Here is a 19,829-nt window from a genome sequence, read left to right on the forward strand (position 1 = left end):
GGATGCCTGGGTCAAGCGCTTTTCGCGCATGCCTCGCGCGCGCTCAGGCGGCGTCGAGCCGTGAGGACTTGACCGGCGCGTCGAACAGGATCCGCTCGATCGGATGCGGCCGGCCGAACAGATAGCCTTGCGCAAAATTGACGCCGAGCGCCTTCAGCCGGTCGAACTCCTCGCGCGTCTCGACGCCTTCGGCGGTGACCGACATGTCCAGTCCGCGCGCCAGCGTCACGATCGAGGAGATGATGGCGGATGAGCGCGGCTGCTGGGTCAGGTTGCGAATGAACGACTTGTCGATCTTGATCTTGTCGAACGGGAACGCGGTCAGGTAGCTGAGCGAGGAATAGCCGGTGCCGAAATCGTCGAGCGCGAGCTCGACGCCGAGCTGCTTCAGCCGCTCCATGAAGGCGTGGTTCTCGCTGCCGCGCTCCAGCAGCACGGATTCCGTGATCTCGATCTCCAGCCGCTGCGGCGGCAGGCCGGAATCGGCGAGCGCCGCGCAGATCATTTCGAACAGCTCGGCTTCCTTGAACTGGATCGGCGACAAATTGACGGCGACCGTGAGATCGGCGGGCCAGCCGGCCGCGTCCGCGCAGGCGCGCCGCAGCACGAATTCGCCGAGCGGCACGATCAGCCCGGTCTCCTCCGCAAGCGCAATGAACTGGTCCGGCGGGATCAGGCCGCGCGTCGGATGCCGCCAGCGCACCAGCGCCTCGAAGCCGCGTCGTTCGCCGCTGAGGGCATCGACGAACGGCTGGTAGTGTACCTCCAGCTGGCAGCGCGCGATGGCGTCGCGCAGATCTCCTTCCAGCGTGTTGCGGGCCTCCAGCTCGGCCGACATCGCTTCATCATAAATCGTGAAGCAGTTGCGGCCGGCCGATTTCGAGCGATAGAGCGCCAGATCCGCTTTCTTCAGGAGCTGCTCCTGATCGCTGCCATGATCCGGCGCGATCGCGATGCCGATGCTGGTGCCGATCTCGACGCGGTGGCCGGGCAGCAGGAACGGCTCGCTCACGAGCTTGGCGATCCGTGCCGCCAGCTCGGTCGAGCAGGCGCGCTGGTCCTCGCCGGCCTCCTGGATGATGGCGAATTCGTCACCGCCGAGCCGCGCCAGCACGTCGTCGGCGCGCAACGCGGATTTCAGCCGCTGCGCCACCTGGCGCAGCAGCGCATCGCCGGCCGCGTGACCGAGAGAATCGTTGACGTTCTTGAAGCGGTCGAGGTCGAGCATCAGGATCGCGAAGGGCAGGCCCCTCACGCTCAACTGTCCGTTCATCTCGTCGAGCCGGGTGAGGAAGAAGGCGCGGTTCGGCAATCCGGTGAGGATGTCGGTCTGGGCAAGCTCGAGCACCCGCCGGTTCGCCAGCGACAGCCGCCGCGAATTGCGGCTGGCGAGCATCAGATAGGTCGACAGCGACAGCGTCAGCAGCATGCCAACGACGAGGACCGCGACCGCGCGGTCGTAAGTCGTCGCCAGCGGACCGCCGGCGGTCGGAACCGCCCGCACCTGCCAATCGGTATCGCCGATCTTGAGACTGCCCGACCAGTGCAGGGTCCGCGCGATGTCCCGCATCGACCGCAACGCCACGGCGGACGACGAATAGTCCGGCAGCATCTGCTCCAGGCTGACGATCTGCGCCGCGAAGGGCGGGAAGACCGTCATGCTGACCGCGGGGCTGGCTCCGGTGGTCACACGAATGGACTGGATCAGCAGCGGCAGATCGAAGATGCCGACCACGAAGCCGGCGAGATTGCGGCGCCGGTCCGCGATCTCCTCGCGCGAGGTGCCCTTGGCATAGACGGGAATGGCGACGAGAACATAAGACAGCCGGTCGCCGTCTCTCGGCCCGAACAGGGGCGTGCGCACGGCGACCACGCGGTCGTTGTCACGCGCACGCTCCAGCATCGACCGGCGCTCCGGAACGGTCATGTAATCCATGCCGTAGACCAGCGAGGTCTTCGGCTCGGTCGAGTAGAACACCGGAATATATTCGTCGCTCTGCGGCGCGGTGAAGAAGGTCTCGCCCTGCAGCGACTTGATTTGATAGCCCGACACGCCGTCCCGGATCGCCGCTGTCTCGTACTCCGTGCGCTCCTTGCGGTTGACGCGCGGCAACCAGGAGATGCGCAGCGCGCCGGGATGACGCTCGAACAGACGGGCGCTGAAGGTCTCGAATTCGCTGCGGGTGACCTCTTCGTTGGTCGATTCGAACAGGGTGCGCAGCGCGAGAAGCCTCGATATGTACTCGTTCATGCCGTTCTGCATGACGATCGCCTGGGTCTCGGCCGCGTTCTCGAACTCGATCCTGTTGACGCGATCTTCCCACCGCGCGACGGCGGCGGCGCCCACGATCGAGAACAGCAGGCCGACGCCGACCGCGACGAGCGCAGGGCGATAGAGCCCGAGCAGCGGCGCGGCTCGCCACCATCCGCCTCTCCGTCTCCGATCCTGATCGTTCTGATCGCGACCGCCCATCTTTAAGCCGCCGTCCCCTCTCCGCGACGAACCGAACCTCTGGTTGAGGTGCCGGCGCCGCTATCGGAACAAGATCGCGGTTAAGAACTGCACAATTTTGGAAATTGGTCGTTCCGCAATGCGGAAACTAGTTAACGAAGTGCGCGAGCGATCCCGGCGTTATGGACATAAGTTACCGGTTTTACCCGGTGTACTACGGCCTTTCTGCGTCGTGCCGCTTAGCAAGCTATTCAGGCTCGCGCGTTACGTTGCGCAAGATTTCTTCCAACGATCCGGCAAAGCCTCCGATGCATCGATTTCGATCAGCGAGCTCCGTCGTCCTGACCGTCGCGCTTCTGGCCGCGACCACGGTTGCGGCGAGGGGTAACGAGGCCGGCATCAGCGAGGATGCGATCCTGTTCGGCCAGGCCGCGGCGCTGGAGGGCCCCTCCTCTGCGCTCGGACAGCGCATGCGGCAAGGCATCGTCGCCGCGTTCACCGAGATCAACGGCAAAGGCGGCGTCCACGGCCGCAAGCTCCAGCTCATCAGCCGCGACGACGGCTACGACCCCGACCGTTCGGTGGCGCAGACGCTGCACCTGATCGACGACGACAAGGTGTTCGCGCTGATCGGCGCGGTGGGCACGCCGACCGCGATGGCGACGATCCCGATCACCAGCGCCAGGAACGTTCCCTTCATCGGCCCGTTCACCGGCGCCGAGTTCTTGCGCGACCTCGAGCTTCCGAACGTCGTCAACATCCGCGCGAGCTACGGCGCGGAGGCGGAGGCCTGGATCAAGCACCTCACCAAGGATCGCAAGTTCACGCGCATCGGCATCTTCTACCAGGACGATTCCTTCGGCCGCGACGGGCTTGTCGGCGTCAAGCGTGCGCTCGCCAAGCGCGGCCTCGAGCTCGCCGCCGAAGGCACGTTCGAGCGCAACACCCGCGCGGTCGTCCAGGCCTGGCGCATGATCAAGCGCGCCGACCCGGAAGCCATCGTCATGGTCGGGACCTACGGACCGTGCGCGGAGTTCATCAAGCTCGCCCACCGCAGCGGCGCCCGTCCAACCTTCGTCAACATCTCCTTCGTCGGCGCCGTTGCGCTCGCGGCGGAACTCGGCCCTGAGGGCGAAGGCGTCATCGTCTCGCAGGTCGTGCCGTTTCCATGGGACCGCTCGCTCAAGCTGGTCGCCGACTATCAGGCGGCGCAGAAGGCGTTCGATCCGACGCTGACGCCTGATTTCGTGTCGCTGGAAGGCTATCTGTCCGGCCGCCTCGCGGCCGCGGCGCTGGAAAAGGCCGGCCCCAATCCGACGCGCGCAAGCCTGCTGCGCGCCATCAACGATACCGGCCGCTTCGACATCAGCGGCAGCCTCTTCACCGTCGGCACACGCATGCTCGACACGCCGCCGAAGGTGTTCCTGACGGTGATCCAGAAGGACGGTACGTTCAAGGCCGTGGACCGGCTTTAGGGCTCTTCACGGCCGCCGCGTCCAGCGATCGGCGTTGACCGCGCCTTGCGGAATTTCTCCCCTCACGATGGCCTCGACCTGCCGCACGGTCTCCAGCGACTGGTATTCGATGGCCTGCGGCGTCAGGCCGCCGACATGCGGCGTGGCGACGACGTTCGGCAGCTTGGCAAGCTCGGGCGTCGGCATCTGATCGGGCGCGCGCCCGACATCCATGGCGGCGCCGGCGATGCGGCCCTCACGCAGCGCGCGTGCCAGGGCGACCTCGTCGACGAGATTGCCGCGCGAGAGATTGATGAAGACGGCGTGCTTCTGCATGCGCGCCAGCGCCGCCTCCCCGATCAGGTTCTCGGTCTGCTCGTTGGCGATGGCGAGGCAGATGACATAGTCCGAGGCTGCGAGGAGCTCGTCGAGACCGACCTGGCGGATCGCGGCATCGCTGACTGTCGCAAAGGGATCGGAGACCAGCACGTCCATGCGCAGCACTTTTGCGATCTCGGCGAGGTAGCGCCCGATGCTGCCGTAGCCGATGATGCCGATCCGACTGCCGGCGAGCTGGCGGCCCATCCGTGCCTCAGCCTTGCGGCCGGCCTGATAATCCGCCGTGGTCCGCGATACGCCGCGGGAGAGGTCGACCATGAAGCCGAGCGCGAGCTCGGCCACGGCCTGCACGAAGCCGGGCCCGGCGCGGGTCACCAGCACGCCGGCTTGCGACGCTGCATCCACGTTGACGTTGCGGATGTCGACAGCGCAGCGGACGAACGCTCGCAGGCGCGGCAATTGCGCAAAGATCTCGCCGCGCCCTTCCGTCATGCGATCGGCAACGATGATGTCGGCGTCCTTCGCGGCGCGCACCAGGCTGGCTGCGTCCAGCGGCTCATCCCCCTGGTGCAGGATCACCTCGGCGGCCGCGCGAAGGCCGTTCAGGCTGCGATCGCCATAGTAATTGCGCCGCATCTCCGGGGTATGCGCGAGCAGGACCTTCACGACAGGACTCCTTCAATAGCCGAATGCCCGCGGCAGCGCGGTCGAGAGCCATGGCACGAAGGCGATGACGAGCAGGCAGAGGAACAAGAGACCAAGATAGCCCATGATCGGCTTCACCGTCTGCTCGATCGGCACGTTGCCGATCAGGCAGGCGCCGTAGAGACCGAGCCCGAGCGGCGGCGCGAACAGGCCGATACCCATTGCGATGACGAGCACGACGCCGAAATGCAGGGGATCGACGCCGAGCTGCACCGCGACCGGCAGCAGCAGCGGCCCGAAGATGATCAGCGCGGCCGCGCCCTCCAGCACCGAGCCCATCACGATCAGGACGGCGATCGCCAAGAGGATGAACAGCCAGACGCCGGAGGTCTTGGAGAGACCCAGCATGAAGTCGCCGACCGCATGCGGCACCTGCTGCAAAGTCAGGGTGAACGCCAATGACTGCGCGGCGGCGACGATGAACAGCACCAACCCCGCACGCGTCGCCGCCTGCACGAAACTGTGCGCGGCGGTCTTGAAGCCGAGCTCGCGGAAGACCACGCTGCCGACGACCAGCGCATAGGCCACCGCGAAGGCCGAGATCTCCGTCGCCGTGGCAAAGCCGCTCTTGAAGCCGAGGAAGATCATGAAGATCAGGCCGAAGGATGCGATCGCGCCGCTCCACAGCCCCGACACCGGCATCTGCGGCTCGACATCCTCGACCTTGTCCGGCCGTTTGCCGAAGATGATGGACACCGCGATCAGCACCAGCGCCATCAGCGCCGACGGCAGCAGCCCTGCGACGAACAGGCCGCCGATCGACAGGTTGGCAACGAAGCCGAGAATGATCAGGTTGATGCAGGGCGGGATCGTCTCCGCCATCACCGCCGAGGCCGCAAGCAGCGCCACCGCGCCGCCCGGGTTCTGCTTGGAGCGCCGCGCAGCCGGGATCAGCACCGAGCCGACCGCGGCGACGTCGGCCATCTTCGAGCCGGAGATACCCGAGAACAGCACCATCGAGGCCACCATCACGACATTGAGGCCGCCGCGCATGCGGCCCACGGCACGCTGCAACAGCTCGATCAGCCGCACCGACATGCCGTTGGCTTCCATCAGATAGCCGACAAGGATGAAGAAGGGGATCGCGAGCAGGACGAAATTGTCGATGCCGCGCGCCATCTGCTGGGCAAAGATCACGCCGGGCAGTGCGCCCTCGACCCAGATGAAGATCAGCGCGGCCAGAGCCAGCGCAAAGCCGATCGGCAATCCGCCGAACAGGGTGGCGAAGAAGCCGATCATCATCAGGGTGCCCGCCGACGGCACCGAGGATGGCGACAGATAATCCCAGGCGAGGTAGAGGCCCGTCACGACGAGGATCGCGATGAGTCCCCTCGCGATATCGGGCAGCGGCCTCGCGCAGAGATGATCGATTGCGAACACCGTCATGAACAGCGCGCCGATCCCCATGGGATAGAAGGTCAGCTCCAGCGGCAGACCGGAGCCGGTGGTCTGGCCGGCGGTGAGCGAGCCCAGCTTGATCGCGTTGTAGGCGACGTAGCCGGAAATCAGCACGATCAGCAGCGCGCTTGCGGCATCGACCAGCGAACGCAGCCGCACCGGCAAGAGATCGCGGAAGAAGGAGACGCCGACATTCTCGCCGCGCGCGAGCGCGCTCGCCGCGCCGAAGAAGGCCGAGCCGACCATCAGGCCGCGCGCGACGTCGTCGGACCATTCGACCGGCGCGTTGAAGAAGAAGCGCAGCAGCACGGAGGCGCAGACGACCACGAGATCGGCGGCGAGCAGGACGGCCGCGATCGCGTCGCTGACGCGAAGCAGCAAGGTGATGCTGCCATGGCGGCCGCCCGAGAGGGGCACGGCGGCTGACATGGCCACGTCAGATTTGGTCATATCAAGCTTGGGTCGCGCGGATGACGTCGATGACGGCCTTGGACTCCGGCCGCGCCTTGATGAAGTTCTCGTGTTGCGGCGCGACGCGCTTCTTGAACGCCTCGCGGTCGCATTCGGCCACGGTCACGCCCTTCTCGGTCAAGGCGGCCAGCGCCTCCTTCTCGACCGCGAGCCCATGGGCCCGGGTGTCGGCCGCGGCCTTCTTGGCGGCCTCGAGGAAACCCTCGCGCAGCTTCGGATCCATGCGGTTGTACGTCATGTCGCTGAAATAGATCGCGAGCGGCGAGAAATTGTGCTGCGTCAGCGCGTAGAATTTCGACGTTTCGAAGAACTTGCTCGCCAGGATCGTCGGCGGGTCATGCTCCAGGCCATCCAGCACGCCGGCCTGCAAGGCCGTGTAGATTTCGCCGAACGCCAGCGGCGTCGCGGCGGCGCCCATCAGGCGCAGGCATTCGGTGATGACGGGATTGGGCAGCGTCCTGATCTTGAGGCCGGCGAGATCCTCCGGCGTCTTCACCGGCTTCTTCGCCAGCACGCTGCGCGAGCCGAAATTATAGGCCCAGGCGATGATGCGGATGTTGCCGCCCTTGAGCAGTGCGTCCTCGATCGGCTTGGCGGCACCGGCCTCGAACGCCTTGGTCTGCTGCGGGAAGCTCGAGAACAGGAAGCCGAGATCGAAGGTGCCGACCAGCGGCACCAGATTGGCCGAGATCGACGAGCCCGACACCATGAGGTCGATGACGCCGAGCTTCACCGAATTGATGACGTCGATCTCCTGACCGAGCTGGTTGTCGGGGAAGAAAGCGACCTCGATCTGCTCGCCGAGGCCGTTGCCCTTCAGGTTCTTGACCAGGTTGTCGTAGTAGACGCGGCCATTGGCGTATTTGGGATCGTTCGGCAGCGAGGAGGAGCATTTCAGCTTCAGCGTCGCAGCTTCGGCGCGGCCGATGATGGCGGGAGAGAGCACAATGCCGGCGGTGACCGCCGCCGATGACTTGATGAACGCGCGACGGTTCACGGGCACGATGGTCATGGTGCGGCTTCTCCCTCGTCTTTTTCTTCGCCACGGTCGTTGCCGCAGCCGTTGCGCGGACTGTATGGCCAAAGCGACGACACAGGCAAGATAGCCGGCTGCGGTCACGGAGCGTCGCGGCGCGCGTACCGCCCGTCACCAGCCAAGCGAAATCGCCGCCATTTCCCGGAGATTTGCCGCGAGGATCGGCCTGCCGCCCGATCTGCGCAAGGAACGCCGTCGCCCATTGCAGCGGATCAATCCAATTGGAGCATGGATCAATGCGCAGTTGACATGGATGATGCCTGACCAATTCCCCGAGCTCCGGCAGACGGACTGCCCCATTTTGCCGCGGCCCATGCGTGATCCAGCGCACAGACGGCCTCGTGGCGCGGGCTTAGAAAAAGTGACATCATCGTGCGCATTGCCGTTGGAGGTGACATCATGCGCCGTCCAGTGTTTTCGAATTTGCTTCTTGCGTCCGGTCTTCTCGCACTCAGTCAGTTGATGACGCCGACGGAAGCGGCCGCCGAAGCGCGGCTCGCTCTGGTGATCGGCCAATCGGCCTATCGCACCGTGCCGGAGCTGCCCAACGCCGCCAACGACGCCAAGGGCATGACGGAGCTGCTCGGCAGTGCCGGCTTCACCGTCACCACGGCGGCCAATCTGGCGCAGACAGAGATGCGCGCGGCGATCTCGGACTTCGCCGGCAAGGTCAGTGCCAGCGGCGCCGACACCGTCGCGCTGGTGTTCTATGCCGGCCACGGCCTGCAGATCGACGGCGAGAACTATCTGGTGCCCGTCGATCTCGACCCCAAGCGCGAGGCCGACATCCCGCTGCAGGGCGTGCGGCTGAACGACCTGCTCAACACGCTCGGCGCGCTGCCGACGCGGGCGCGCATCTTCATGCTCGACGCCTGCCGCAACAACCCGTTCCCCGCGCTCAGCGGCGCCGGCCACGGCCTTGCGATCGTCGACACCAAGGCCGGCGCGCCCGGCTCCTTCATCTCCTACTCGACCTCGCCCGGCGCCGAGGCCGAGGACGGCAACGGCATCGACAGCCCCTACACCACGGCCGCGCTGACCATTGCCAAGCAGCCGAACCTGCCGATCGAGGAAGTGTTCAAGCGCATCCGCGTCGCCGTGGCGCAATCGACCGACGGGCGGCAGATCCCATGGGAAAGCTCCTCGCTGACCACCGACTTCAAGTTCTTCGGCGAGAGCAGCGGCAGCACGCCCGCGCTTCCCGGCGCGAACGCGATGGCGCTCGCCAGCGGCACGCGCAGCGTCGAAGATTGGCGCAAGACGTTGCAGGGCAAGCCGGCCACGGTGGCCTATGAGCTCGTGATCACCGAGGACACCGCGGAGGCGTATCAGGCCTATATCGAGCTGTATGCCCAGGACACCCGCACGCCGCGCCTGCGTACGGTGCTGGAGCGGCGTCGCCAGATGCTGGCGTGGGAGCGTGCCACCGCCATCAACACCCGCGCCTCGTTCGAAGCTTATCTGGCGAACTGGGACAATAGCGATCTCGCGGCAACCGCGCGCCGGCTGCTGCTGCGCGTGCAGAACCGCAATTACGCCGTGCCCGTCGCCGCCGCGGTGACGCCCGTCGCGGTCGCGATGGCGCCGACCTGTCCGTGCTCGACGCCCGCGACCCCGGCAACGCCGGTCAACCCCTCGGTTCCGCCCGTGATCAAGAAGCGCGTCGATGAGACCCCGCCGAAGCGCAAGGTGGTCGAGACGCCACCCAAGCGACGGCCGTCCGAGCAAGTGGTCTACGAGCGCGCGCCGCCGCCGGATCGCGGCCCGCCGCCGGAGGCTGTGATGCAAGGCATCGGCATCGGCGTAGGGATCGGCCTCGGCATGGGAATGGGCGGCCGCGGCGGAGACCACAATGGCGGGTACCGCAGATACTGAGCCGGTCCGGCACAAGCAGCATTCGGCTCGCGCCAATCGCGCGAGCCGAATTTATTGCGACAGCGTCGGGTAGTCCCGGAGCACGGCTTCCCGAATCCAGCCTGCCTGGATCGCGCGCGACAGGATCTGCGCCGTCTTGATGTCCTCAGCCTTCATGCAGAGATCCACGATGCGGCGCACCGCATCGTCCCGCATCAGATCGTCGGAGATCTTCATCGCGATCTCCATCGCGGTGCGGGCCGCGCGTTCATAGCGCTCGCGCGTGCTGGCCGGCGCTGAAGCTCCGGCGGCCTCGGCGATCGTTCGCGCCGCCTGGCAGATGTTGCGGATCCGGTCGGCAGCCTCGATATCGCCGATCGGCCTCCCGACTGGCTCGTCCCAGACGTCTGCCGGCTCTCGCCTCGCGAACCACTTCATTGCCCCACCCGTGGTCTTCAATTGCTCGCGGCGTTCAGGACATGCGGCGCGGGCCGATCGCCTCGAACTGCGCCTTCTGCTCGTCGCTGAGCGTGGCGTAGAAATCATCGAGCGCCGCCCGCACCGACTTGATCCCGTCCAGCATGACGTCGAGGCGCTTGCGAATCGCGGCCATGCGGGCCGGCGGCGTCATCACCTCATTGGGCTCGCAGGCCGCCTTGAGCGATGCGCTGACTTTGGCGCTGGTGTCCTGGAGCACCTGGAGCGCCGCGCGCTGGGTGTCGTTGGGACGAAGTCTGTCCTCGATCGTGGCGCCGGGCCAATCGAACGCGGCGGACGCGCTGCAAGTCTGTACCGCATTGTTCGATGCCGCGGCACGACGCTGATCGTCGGCGAGCGCGTTGAAGCGCGCCTTCTGCTCGTCGTTGAGTGAACCATAGAATGTGTCGAGCGCGGGCTGGACCAGCTCGACGGCCTTCTGCATCGCCTCGACACGCTGCTGCATGGCGGCGAGCCGGCCGGGCGCCGTCGCTGCGGCCTGCGTCGGGCAGGATGTGCGGATCAATGCTGCCGCGTCGACCGAGGCGTTGCCGAGCGCATCGAGAGCCGCGCCCTGCGCATCGGTCGGCTGCACCGTGGCCGCGATCTGATCGATCGGCAGGCCGACGATGGCGCGGCGGTCGCTGCCGCAGAGCTCATCCAGTGGCGCGCTGCGCGCCCGCCGCCGGCCCTGCGGCTGCTGCGGCAGATAGGCCGACAGCCGATCATAACCGTAGGGGCCGAAAATGCCGGCATAGATGTCCGGATAGCCGTAGCCCCAGAAGCCGAGCCCGTCGCCCCAGATCGCGTAATCGTAGAGGTCGTTATAGGCGAACGGCCAGAACAGCGGCCCGACCCAGCCATAGCCGCCACCCGGATGTTGCCACCACCCGCTGCTTGCGCCGCCCCAGCCGGCGAGTGCTGCCGCCGCGGCGATCTGCGCGCGGGCCGCCGGATTGCTGATCAGCCGGCCGTTGCGGAATGCGCTGGCGTTCCAGGCGTTGCGGAAGTTCGCCGGCCGTATCGCGGCATTGCGGATCTGACCGAAGCTCGGGCCGCCGCGTCGGGCACCGGTTGTGAACCGCATCCCGCGATGATGCCCGCCGCCATGCGCGTGGCCGCCGCCGTGCCCACGGAAATGGCCGCCGCCATGATGGCCATGGCCATGCCCGCCGCCATGGCCGTGCCCGCCTCCATGGCCACCGCCATGTCCGCCCTTCGCCAGCGCCGCACCCGCCAGCAGGCAGGCGAAGGCCATTGCGGCAATTCCAACGACCGGTCGCACCATCGCACCCTCCCGCGCACAGCCCTGCCATTGAGGCATCGGAACTTGGCGGGAATTGGAACCGGCAACATTGCCGAAAGTTCCCGGACTGGGGCGCGGGCCTTATGCCTCCGGCACGATCTTGCCGGGGTTGAAGATGTTGAGCGGATCGAGCGCCTTCTTCAGGGCCCGCATCGCATCGAGCGCTTCGGGGCCGAGTTCGGCCTTCAGATATTTCTGCTTGCCCTGGCCGATGCCGTGCTCGCCGGTACAGGTGCCGTCCATCGCCTGCGCACGCTCGACCAGGCGGTGCATGAACTCCTCGCCGCGCGCCATCTCGTCGGCATCGTTGGTGTCGCAGACCAGCGAGCAGTGGAAATTGCCGTCACCGACATGGCCGACGATCGGCGACAGCAAATTGAGGCGCTTGAGGTCTTCCTCGGTCTCGCTGACGCAGTCGGCGAGCCGCGAGATCGGTACGCAGACGTCGGTTGCGACCACGCCGATGCTGTCGCCGGGCCGCAGCGCCTTCACCGACCAATAGGCGTCGTGCCGTGCCTGCCACAGCTTGGTGCGGTCCTCCGGCTTGGTGGTCCAGGAGAAATCGCCGCCGCCGCAGTCCTTTGCGATCTCGCCGAAGGCCTTCGACTGCTCGGCGACCTCGACCTCGCTGCCGTGGAATTCCATCAGCAGCAGCGGCGTCTCGGGCAGAGTCAGCTTGGAATAGGCGTTGCAGGCCTTCACCTGCGCGGCGTTGAGCAGCTCGATGCGCGCCACGGGAATGCCGGTCTGGATCGCCAGGATCACGGCCTGGCAGGCGCCGTGCACGGTCTCGAACGACACCGCGCCGGCCGCGATCGTCTCGGGGATGCCGCGCAGGCGGATGGTCAATTCCGAGATGATGCCGAGCGTGCCTTCGGCGCCGACGAACAGATGCGTCAGGTCATAGCCCGCGGAGGATTTCTTGGCGCGCGTGCCCGTGGTGATGATCTCGCCGTCGCCGCGCACCACTTTCAGCGCCAGCACGCTGTCGCGCATGGTGCCGTAGCGCACCGCATTGGTGCCGGAGGCGCGGGTCGAGGCCATGCCGCCGAGCGAAGCATCCGCGCCCGGATCGATCGGGAAGAACAGGCCCTGGTCGCGCAGATGCTCGTTCAGCGCCTTGCGGGTGACGCCGGGCTGGATCACGCAATCGAGGTCCTCGGCATGCACTGCCAGCACCTTGTTCATGTCGCGCAGGTCGATCGAGATGCCGCCGGCAGGCGCGTTGACCTGGCCCTCCAGCGAGGTGCCGGTGCCGAAGGCAATGACGGGCACGCGGTGTTTCGCGCAGATCCGCACCACGTCCTGGATGTCGGCGGTCTCCTGCGCCATCACCACGCCGTCCGGCGGCTGATTGATGATCCACGTGGTGGTATGGCCGTGCTGCTCGCGCACGGCCTGCGAGGTGATGAGGCGGTTGCCGAAGCGTGCGGCAAGCTGCTCCAGCGCGCTTGCGAGGGCTTTCGGCTCCGGCCGCGGCGGATTATTGGTGATGGTCGTACCCACGGAATTCCTCCCGACGAGAAGAGACCGTGGCAAAGGACATATAACCGGTCAAGTCAAGGGACCGGACGCATAGCTTGGGAAGGACACATGCCGGAGACCGCCGCCACAGCGCCGAACGCAGAGCCGTTTCGCTCCTCGATCATGCAGATCGAGCCGCAATGGATCGACTATAACGGCCATCTCAACATGGCCTATTACAACGTGATGTTCGACCGGGCGATCGACGAGTTCTGGCTCGAACTCGGGATTGGCCCGGTCTACAAGAAAGAGCGCCACGGCTCGACCTTCACCGCCGAGTGCCACGTGCGCTATTTGCGCGAGATCCATCTCGGCGATCCCGTGCAAATCCTGGTGTGGCTGCTGGAGGCCGACGACAAGCGGCTGCACACATTCGAGGAGCTGCGGCACGGCACCGAGGGCTGGCTGTCGGCAACGTCCGAGAACATGTCGCTGCACATGGACATGAAGGCGCGGCGCGTTGCGCCGTTTCCGCCCGACATCCGGCAGCGTATTGCCGGGGTCGCCAAGTCCCACAGCGCCTTGACGCGACCCGAGGGCATCGGCCGGAATGTGGCGATGCCCTCGAAGCGCTAGTGCGCGATCCGCCGCGCTATATCCTGTTGCGGCCGCGCGCCAGGCCGACGACGGCCGAGACCAGGAACAGAACGACTGCGATGAAGAAGATGATCTTGGCGATCTCGATCGAAGCGCCGGCGACGCCGCCGAAGCCCAGGATGCCGGCGATCAGTGCGATAACCAGAAACGTCACAACCCAGCCTAGCATGGTCAAACCCTCGTCTTGATGTTGTCTGCGATCGACGCGGCTGGCCGCGCCACCTGCCCTGACAATCTCGACGCGGGAACGATAGTTCCGGCCCCGGCGGGAGCGAAATTCGCTGGCTCAGCTGGAACAAATCGGCGCGCCGCGCACGTGGAAAACCCTGCCCGGCGCCCCCATATAGGCACCAATCCCTGTTAAGAAGGCTCCCTTCCACCACCCCGCGGTGCCATCGTGGGGCCGATGATTCGCATGACCGAGCCGAGCAAGATCACAGCCGTACCCGACCACCAGCCCGCAGCCGGCGGCATCGCCGCGCGTGCGCGCGCCTCGGTGGGCCCGAAATACCTCGCCGGACTCAATCCGGAGCAGCGCGAGGCGGTGGAGACGCTGGACGGCCCGGTCCTCGTGCTGGCCGGCGCCGGCACCGGCAAGACGCGCGTCCTGACCACGCGCATCGCCCACATCCTGAGCCAGGGCCGCGCCCGCCCGGCCGAGATCCTGTCGGTGACCTTCACCAACAAGGCCGCGCGCGAGATGAAGCACCGGCTCGGCCAGATGCTCGGCCACGCCGTGGAGGGCATGCCGTGGCTCGGCACCTTCCACTCCATCGGCGGCCGCATCCTGCGCGTCCATGCCGAGCTGGCGCAGCTCAAGTCGAACTTCACCGTGCTCGACGTCGACGACCAGGTCCGGCTGCTCAAGCAGCTGCTCCAGGCCGACAACATCGACGAGAAACGCTGGCCGGCACGGATGCTGGCCGGTCTGATCGACGGCTGGAAGAACCGCGGTTTGATGCCCTCGCAGGTCCCGTCGGGCGAGGCCGCGATGTTCGCCAACGGCAAGGGCGGCAAGCTCTATGCGAGCTATCAGGAGCGGCTGAAGATCCTGAACGCGGCCGATTTCGGCGATCTCCTGCTGGAGAACATCCGCATCTTCCGCGAGCACCCGGATATCCTCAGGCAGTACCAGCAACGCTTCAAGTTCATCCTGGTCGACGAGTACCAGGATACGAACGTCGCGCAATATCTGTGGCTGCGGCTCCTGTCGCAGGCGCCTTCTTCCCTCGCCTCTCCCCGCTTGCGGGGAGAGGCCGACGCACGAAGTGCGGCGGGTGAGGGGGACTCTCCAAGCACCGCGCTCGTGGAGACTCCCCCTCACCCCGACCCTCTCCCCGCAAGCGGGGAGAGGGAGAAGACCAAAAACATCTGCTGCGTCGGTGACGACGACCAGTCGATCTACGGCTGGCGCGGCGCCGAGGTCGACAACATCCTGCGCTTCGAGCACGATTTCCCGGGCGCCAAGGTGATCCGCCTCGAGCGCAACTATCGCTCGACGGGTCACATCCTCGCCGCCGCCTCGCATCTGATCGCACACAATGAAGGCCGGCTCGGCAAGACGCTGCGCACTGAGGATCGGGACGGCGAGAAGGTCACCGTCACGGGCTCCTGGGACTCGGAAGAGGAAGCCCGCGGCATCGGCGAGGAGATCGAGCAGCTGCAGCGCCAGGGCGAGAAGCTCAACGAGATCGCCATTCTCGTGCGCGCCTCCTACCAGATGCGCGAATTCGAAGACCGCTTCGTCACGCTCGGCCTGCCCTATCGCGTCATCGGCGGCCCGCGCTTCTATGAGCGCGCGGAGATCCGCGACGCGCTGGCGTACTTGCGCGTCATCAATTCGCCGGCCGACGATCTCGCCTTCGAGCGTATCGTCAATACGCCGAAGCGCGGGCTTGGCGACGCCACCGTGCAGATGCTGCACGACCACGCCCGCAAGCGCCGCATTCCCCTGTTCGAGGCGGCGCGCGCCGTGGTCGAGACCGACGAGCTGAAGCCGAAGGCGCGCGGCTCGCTGCGCGATCTCATCGCGCAGTTCGACCGCTGGCGCGCCCAGCGCGAGGTCACCGCGCACACCGATCTCGCCCAGATCGTGCTCGACGAGAGCGGCTATACCGAGATGTGGCAGAAGGACCGCTCGGCCGACGCCGCGGGCCGGCTGGAGAACCTGAAAGAGCTCGTGCGCTCGATGGAGGAGTTCGAGAACCTGCAAGGGTTCCTGGAGCACATCTCGCTGGTGATGGACCGCGAGGGTGGCGCAGAGGACGACGCGGTGTCGCTGATGACGCTGCATTCGGCCAAGGGCCTCGAATTCGACAACGTGTTCCTGCCGGGCTGGGAGGAAGGCCTGTTCCCGAGCCAGCGCACCCTGGACGAACAGGGCCGCGCCGGCCTGGAAGAAGAGCGCCGGCTCGGCCATGTCGGCCTGACCCGCGCCCGCCGCCGCGCAAAGATCTATTTCGCGACCAATCGCCGGATCCACGGCACCTGGTCGACCACGATCCCGTCGCGCTTCCTCGACGAATTACCGGCGGCCAATGTCGAGATCACGGAATCCAAGGGCGGCTCTGGATGGGGCGGCAGCGGCGGCTACGGCGCCTCTCGCTTCGACGACATGGAGGCGTTCGGGTCCAGCTATTCGACGCCGGGCTGGCAGCGCGCGCAGGCGAACCGGAATCGCGGCGGCGGCCGCACCGGCGGCTTCGAGGAAGACGCCGCAACGTTCTCGTCCTCCTCGTCATCGGGCCCCGATTTCGGCAGCTTCTCCTCGCGCCGCCGCGGACCCCTGACCATCGAGGGCGAGCTGGTCGCCAAATCCACCGGCACAACGTCCGAATTCTCGCTGGAAGACCGCGTCTTCCACCAGAAGTTCGGCTATGGCCGCGTCACCAAGATCGACGGCAACAAGCTCACCATCGCCTTCGACAAGGCCGGCGAGAAGAAGGTCGTGGACAGTTTCGTGCAGCGGGCGTGAGGCCCGGTATGGCTCGGTACGTTGCCATCATCGAGAACGCCGACCCGGACGAGGCCGTCGGCGTATGGTTTCCGGACCTGCCCGGCTGCTTCTCCGGCGGCGACGATGTCGACGAGGCCCTCGAGAATGCGCCCGAGGCGCTCGCATTCTATGCGCAGGAACTGATCGCGGACGGTCGCCAGCTGCCCCCGCCTCGAACGCTGGACGAGCTCAAGGCCGATCCGGAGTTTGCCGAGGACCTGGGGAAACACACGGCCGTCCTGATCGAATGGCCACCCGCCGCGGACGCGGAGTGAGGACTGTTCGCCGCACCAAGCGGACTCTCGACAGTTCTCGCCCGAACGCCCCTTGACCACCGCGAACTTCCCCGTATCAGATAAACCCATGGTCCGGGGCTCCATCACATTGATCGTGCTTGCATTGGGGATGCCGTCGCTTGCGGCGGCGGAGACCATGAGCTTTGGCGATTCGATCGGGAAGCTGGCGGCGAGCTGCGGTGCGGAAATCGTCGCCAATTGCCGCGGTGTCAACCCGGACTCGACCCGCCTGAAGGAGTGCCTGTCGCGCAACCGCGACGTGCTCACGCCGCAATGCGCGAGCGACTATCTCGGCGTGTTCGACGCCATCCAGAAGCGCGTCGCCGCGCGCGTCACGGTGGCGAACGCCTGCCAGCGCGAGATCGTCAAGGTCTGCGGCGGCTCGACCAAGGAGACCAGCAAGTCGGTCCCCTGCCTGGTCTCGACCCCCAAGGGCATCAGCAACAACTGCCTGAAGGCCGTCGACGACGCGGGGTATCGCTGATGCGCGCGAAGGGGCTCGCCACCGCAGGGCTGGGCTTGGCGCTGGGCCTCGCTTTGCTCGCGGGCAGCGCCGGCGCGCAGACGGCGGCGCCGACCCGCGACGACATCGTCGCGAAGCTGAACCATTTCGAAGAGGCCGCCGAGGTCGACCTGCCCGCGCTGAAGCAGCAGGTGATGGAGCGCGCCAAGACCAGGATCAAGAACGATCCGGGCCCGGTGAACCGGCCGCCGATCGCGCCGGAGCTTGCCAAGCTGCCCGCCTTCAATGCGCAGATCCAGTTCGACGCAGACACGCCGATCATCCAGCCGGCGTCCTACCAGACCGTCGGCCGCATTGCGGACGCGCTGGTTCACTCCTCGCTGCTGCCCTACACCTTCCTGATCGTCGGCCACGTCGAATCCAATTCGAAGACGCGCGAGGCCAATGCGATCCTGAGCCAGCGCCGGGCCGATGCGATCCGCGACGTGCTGGTGAACACCTTCAAGATCTCGACCAAGCGGCTGCATCCGATCGGCCTCGGCGAGGAGCAATTCCTCGACCGGGCCAAGCCGACCTCCGCCGTCAACGGCCAGTTGCAGATCCTGACCTATGCCAAGCTGCCGGAGGAGGCGCCGCATCCGGCCGCAGCCCCTGCGCCTGCGGCGAAAAAGCCCGCCAAGAAGCGCTGAGCGAAGGCGGCTCCGCGGTTGACGGAACCCCTTGAAGTGCGGGCTGTTTTGCAGCCTGTCCCGGGCGCGCGCGCACGGTTTTGCGCGACAAAAGTGCCGGTTTGTGCACCGCCCGGTCCAGTGCTATAGCCTCTGTTCGCCCTTCCCGACCCCGTGCTGCATGAGACCGAAATGGGTGGCTTTTTCCAGCGCCAACTTGCCGTGTATGTCGAGTATCATCGCGATCCCCGGAACACGGCGATGCATGTGGTCGGCATCCTGCTGCTGTTCACCGGCGCCGTGCTGCCGCTGACGCTGGTCAAGCTTCCGCTGTTCGGATTCAACGTGAGCCTGGCGGTGGTCCTGGCCGTGCCGGTCTTGATTTACTGGCTGCTGCTCGACGCGGCGCTCGGGCTCGGCATTCTGGCCGTCTCGGTCGTGCTGTTTTCGGTTGCGACGACCATTGCGGCGCAGGTCGGCACCGCGACGATGTGGGCGATTTTCGCGTCCCTGGTGGCGCTCGGCCTCGCCGCGCAGGCCATCGGCCATAAGGTTTTTGAGGGGCGCGAGGCCTCGCTGTTCACTTTTCCCTCGCATCTTTTGCTTGGACCGATGTTCGTCATGGCAAAATTATTCATTGCATTGGGCTTCCGTCGCGACCTTGCCGCGATTCTGGCGCCTCTTCCGGCCAATTCCCTTTCAACCCGATAACGCTCGAAGCAAAACAGCAACCTTCTGCATGGCTCTCGTCCTGGTTACCGGTGGCAGCGGCTTCATCGGACATCACCTCGTAGAAGCGCTCCGCGCCCGTGGGCAGCGGGTCCGCGTTCTCGATGTCCGTGCGCCGACCGCGGCGAACGCGGACGTCGAGCACGTCCTCGGCTCGGTGCTGGACTGCGCCGCGGTCGATGCGGCCATCGCCGGTGTCGATCAGGTCTATCACCTCGCCGGCCTGCCCGGCATGTGGGTCGCCAACAAGCAGGACTTTCACGAGGTCAATTGCCGCGGCACCGAAATCGTGCTCGCAGCGGCGATGAAGCACGGCGTCTCGCGCTTCCTGCACTGCTCGACGGAATCGATCCTGTTCCCCTATTCCGACCTCAAGGGCGTTCCCGCCGAAGAGGCGCTGCAGCCGGCCGAGGCGATGCCCGGCGCCTACACGCGCTCGAAATCGCTCGCCGAGCATCATGCCGCCAAGGCGGCAGAAGCGGGCTTTCCGCTGGTGATCGGCACGCCGACCATGCCGATCGGCGCTGCCGACCATAATCTGACACCGCCGACCGCGATGCTCTGGTACTTCCTGCAGAAGAAGGTGCAGCCGCATCTCAACTTCCTGGTCAACCTGGTCGACGTCCGCGACGTCGCCATGGGCCTCGTGCTGACCATGGAACGCGGCCGCCTCGGGCAGCGCTACATCCTCGGCGGCGACTGCGTCCCGCTCGGCGACATCCTGCGCATGATGTCGGCGATGAGCGGCCGCCGGCAGTTTCCGATCGTCGTACCCGGCAAGATCGCCGAGCTCTCTGCGATCATGCTTGAATCCATCGCCGACCACATCACGCGCCGGCCGCCGAACGGCACCGCCGAGGGCGTGCGGATCGCACTCGCCGCGAGCGATCTTTCGATCGGCAAGGCCCGTAACGAGCTCGGCTATTCGCCGCGTCCGATCGAGCCGGTCTTGCGCGAAACCATCACCCATCTGCTCGCCCGCAACGGCCAGCAGCCCTCCGGCGCCCTCAAGCATCACGCGCTCTCCTCGCGCGCGAGCTGAAGCCGCCGCCCAAACGCAAAGAA

The 19,829-nt window shown here is 66.4% G+C and carries 17 protein-coding genes; 9 read left to right on the forward strand and 8 right to left on the reverse strand.

Going from position 1 to position 19,829, the window contains the following annotated elements; all coding sequences use genetic code 11:
- Nucleotides 1–43: 43 nt before the first annotated feature.
- Nucleotides 44–2,473 (reverse strand): EAL domain-containing protein, encoded by a 2,430-nt coding sequence (locus N2602_RS29630; RefSeq protein WP_260380269.1) that lies wholly within the window; start codon nt 2,471–2,473, stop codon nt 44–46.
- A 287-nt stretch (nt 2,474–2,760) separates the two neighbouring features.
- Between N2602_RS29630 and N2602_RS29635 the strand changes: the two genes are divergently transcribed.
- Nucleotides 2,761–3,927: an ABC transporter substrate-binding protein gene (locus tag N2602_RS29635; protein WP_260380270.1), complete on the forward strand. Its 1,167-nt coding sequence runs from the start codon at nt 2,761–2,763 to the stop codon at nt 3,925–3,927.
- Between the two features lie 6 nt (nt 3,928–3,933).
- Here the strand turns inward: N2602_RS29635 and N2602_RS29640 are convergent, their stop codons facing one another.
- The 3 genes from N2602_RS29640 to N2602_RS29650 are packed head-to-tail and all read right to left on the reverse strand — an operon-like array spanning nt 3,934 to nt 7,831.
- Complete coding sequence (locus N2602_RS29640; protein ID WP_260380271.1) at nt 3,934–4,911, reverse strand: hydroxyacid dehydrogenase; 978 nt, start codon at nt 4,909–4,911, stop codon at nt 3,934–3,936.
- Between the two features lie 12 nt (nt 4,912–4,923).
- On the reverse strand, nt 4,924–6,777 hold the full coding sequence (locus N2602_RS29645) for a TRAP transporter large permease subunit (RefSeq protein ID WP_260380272.1): 1,854 nt from the start codon (nt 6,775–6,777) through the stop codon (nt 4,924–4,926).
- Between the two features lie 22 nt (nt 6,778–6,799).
- Nucleotides 6,800–7,831 carry a TRAP transporter substrate-binding protein gene (locus tag N2602_RS29650; protein WP_260380273.1) on the reverse strand — a complete coding sequence of 344 codons (1,032 nt, stop codon included), beginning with the start codon at nt 7,829–7,831 and terminating at the stop codon, nt 6,800–6,802.
- A gap of 423 nt (nt 7,832–8,254) precedes the next feature.
- Between N2602_RS29650 and N2602_RS29655 the strand changes: the two genes are divergently transcribed.
- Nucleotides 8,255–9,730, forward strand: a complete 1,476-nt coding sequence (locus tag N2602_RS29655) for a caspase family protein (RefSeq protein ID WP_260380274.1) — start codon at nt 8,255–8,257, stop codon at nt 9,728–9,730.
- 51 nt (nt 9,731–9,781) lie between these two features.
- On the opposite strand, the gene N2602_RS29660 is transcribed toward N2602_RS29655, so the two are convergent.
- From N2602_RS29660 to N2602_RS29670, 3 genes are all read right to left on the reverse strand, one after another.
- Nucleotides 9,782–10,147 (reverse strand): hypothetical protein, encoded by a 366-nt coding sequence (locus tag N2602_RS29660; RefSeq protein ID WP_172787472.1) that lies wholly within the window; start codon nt 10,145–10,147, stop codon nt 9,782–9,784.
- Nucleotides 10,148–10,181: 34 nt separating this feature from the next.
- The gene (locus N2602_RS29665; RefSeq protein ID WP_260380275.1) at nt 10,182–11,474 is read right to left on the reverse strand and encodes a Spy/CpxP family protein refolding chaperone; all 1,293 of its coding nucleotides are present in this window, start codon (nt 11,472–11,474) and stop codon (nt 10,182–10,184) included.
- 99 nt (nt 11,475–11,573) lie between these two features.
- Nucleotides 11,574–12,998: an FAD-binding oxidoreductase gene (locus tag N2602_RS29670; RefSeq protein ID WP_260380276.1), complete on the reverse strand. Its 1,425-nt coding sequence runs from the start codon at nt 12,996–12,998 to the stop codon at nt 11,574–11,576.
- Between the two features lie 87 nt (nt 12,999–13,085).
- On the opposite strand from N2602_RS29670, the gene N2602_RS29675 reads away from it, so the two are divergent.
- On the forward strand, nt 13,086–13,592 hold the full coding sequence (locus N2602_RS29675; RefSeq protein WP_172787475.1) for a thioesterase family protein: 507 nt from the start codon (nt 13,086–13,088) through the stop codon (nt 13,590–13,592).
- A gap of 16 nt (nt 13,593–13,608) precedes the next feature.
- Here N2602_RS29675 and N2602_RS29680 read toward each other — a convergent pair whose 3' ends face one another.
- Nucleotides 13,609–13,782, reverse strand: coding sequence for a DUF1328 domain-containing protein (locus N2602_RS29680; protein WP_036006471.1), 174 nt, complete (start codon nt 13,780–13,782; stop codon nt 13,609–13,611).
- Nucleotides 13,783–14,019: 237 nt separating this feature from the next.
- Between N2602_RS29680 and N2602_RS29685 the strand changes: the two genes are divergently transcribed.
- The 6 genes from N2602_RS29685 (at nt 14,020) to N2602_RS29710 (ending at nt 19,806) form a co-directional block, all read left to right on the forward strand.
- Nucleotides 14,020–16,587, forward strand: coding sequence for an ATP-dependent helicase (locus N2602_RS29685; RefSeq protein WP_260380277.1), 2,568 nt, complete (start codon nt 14,020–14,022; stop codon nt 16,585–16,587).
- Nucleotides 16,588–16,595: 8 nt separating this feature from the next.
- Nucleotides 16,596–16,883, forward strand: a complete 288-nt coding sequence (locus N2602_RS29690) for a type II toxin-antitoxin system HicB family antitoxin (RefSeq protein ID WP_172787477.1) — start codon at nt 16,596–16,598, stop codon at nt 16,881–16,883.
- 88 nt (nt 16,884–16,971) lie between these two features.
- Complete coding sequence (locus N2602_RS29695; RefSeq protein ID WP_212259119.1) at nt 16,972–17,388, forward strand: hypothetical protein; 417 nt, start codon at nt 16,972–16,974, stop codon at nt 17,386–17,388.
- Nucleotides 17,388–18,056 (forward strand): OmpA family protein, encoded by a 669-nt coding sequence (locus tag N2602_RS29700; RefSeq protein ID WP_260380278.1) that lies wholly within the window; start codon nt 17,388–17,390, stop codon nt 18,054–18,056. The genes N2602_RS29695 and N2602_RS29700 overlap by 1 nt, the downstream gene beginning before the upstream one ends.
- Nucleotides 18,057–18,227: 171 nt before the next feature.
- Nucleotides 18,228–18,746 (forward strand): DUF962 domain-containing protein, encoded by a 519-nt coding sequence (locus N2602_RS29705; RefSeq protein ID WP_260380279.1) that lies wholly within the window; start codon nt 18,228–18,230, stop codon nt 18,744–18,746.
- A 28-nt stretch (nt 18,747–18,774) separates the two neighbouring features.
- On the forward strand, nt 18,775–19,806 hold the full coding sequence (locus N2602_RS29710; RefSeq protein WP_260380280.1) for an NAD-dependent epimerase/dehydratase family protein: 1,032 nt from the start codon (nt 18,775–18,777) through the stop codon (nt 19,804–19,806).
- The last annotated feature ends 23 nt before the right edge of the window (nt 19,807–19,829 follow it).

The sequence above is a fragment of the Bradyrhizobium sp. NC92 genome (assembly GCF_025200865.1).
GTDB lineage: Bacteria > Pseudomonadota > Alphaproteobacteria > Rhizobiales > Xanthobacteraceae > Bradyrhizobium.

What these genes read in the sequence shown, in the direction of transcription:
- N2602_RS29665 (WP_260380275.1), bottom strand. Translation starts at nt 11,474, where the DNA reads ATGGTGCGACCGGTCGTTGGAATTGCCGCAATGGCCTTCGCCTGCCTG.
- N2602_RS29705 (WP_260380279.1), top strand. Translation starts at nt 18,228, where the DNA reads ATGGGTGGCTTTTTCCAGCGCCAACTTGCCGTGTATGTCGAGTATCAT.
- N2602_RS29700 (WP_260380278.1), top strand. Translation starts at nt 17,388, where the DNA reads ATGCGCGCGAAGGGGCTCGCCACCGCAGGGCTGGGCTTGGCGCTGGGC.
- N2602_RS29630 (WP_260380269.1), bottom strand. Translation starts at nt 2,473, where the DNA reads ATGGGCGGTCGCGATCAGAACGATCAGGATCGGAGACGGAGAGGCGGA.
- N2602_RS29635 (WP_260380270.1), top strand. Translation starts at nt 2,761, where the DNA reads ATGCATCGATTTCGATCAGCGAGCTCCGTCGTCCTGACCGTCGCGCTT.
- N2602_RS29660 (WP_172787472.1), bottom strand. Translation starts at nt 10,147, where the DNA reads ATGAAGTGGTTCGCGAGGCGAGAGCCGGCAGACGTCTGGGACGAGCCA.
- N2602_RS29680 (WP_036006471.1), bottom strand. Translation starts at nt 13,782, where the DNA reads ATGCTAGGCTGGGTTGTGACGTTTCTGGTTATCGCACTGATCGCCGGC.
- N2602_RS29685 (WP_260380277.1), top strand. Translation starts at nt 14,020, where the DNA reads ATGATTCGCATGACCGAGCCGAGCAAGATCACAGCCGTACCCGACCAC.
- N2602_RS29655 (WP_260380274.1), top strand. Translation starts at nt 8,255, where the DNA reads ATGCGCCGTCCAGTGTTTTCGAATTTGCTTCTTGCGTCCGGTCTTCTC.
- N2602_RS29710 (WP_260380280.1), top strand. Translation starts at nt 18,775, where the DNA reads ATGGCTCTCGTCCTGGTTACCGGTGGCAGCGGCTTCATCGGACATCAC.
- N2602_RS29650 (WP_260380273.1), bottom strand. Translation starts at nt 7,831, where the DNA reads ATGACCATCGTGCCCGTGAACCGTCGCGCGTTCATCAAGTCATCGGCG.
- N2602_RS29675 (WP_172787475.1), top strand. Translation starts at nt 13,086, where the DNA reads ATGCCGGAGACCGCCGCCACAGCGCCGAACGCAGAGCCGTTTCGCTCC.
- N2602_RS29645 (WP_260380272.1), bottom strand. Translation starts at nt 6,777, where the DNA reads ATGTCAGCCGCCGTGCCCCTCTCGGGCGGCCGCCATGGCAGCATCACC.
- N2602_RS29690 (WP_172787477.1), top strand. Translation starts at nt 16,596, where the DNA reads ATGGCTCGGTACGTTGCCATCATCGAGAACGCCGACCCGGACGAGGCC.
- N2602_RS29695 (WP_212259119.1), top strand. Translation starts at nt 16,972, where the DNA reads ATGGTCCGGGGCTCCATCACATTGATCGTGCTTGCATTGGGGATGCCG.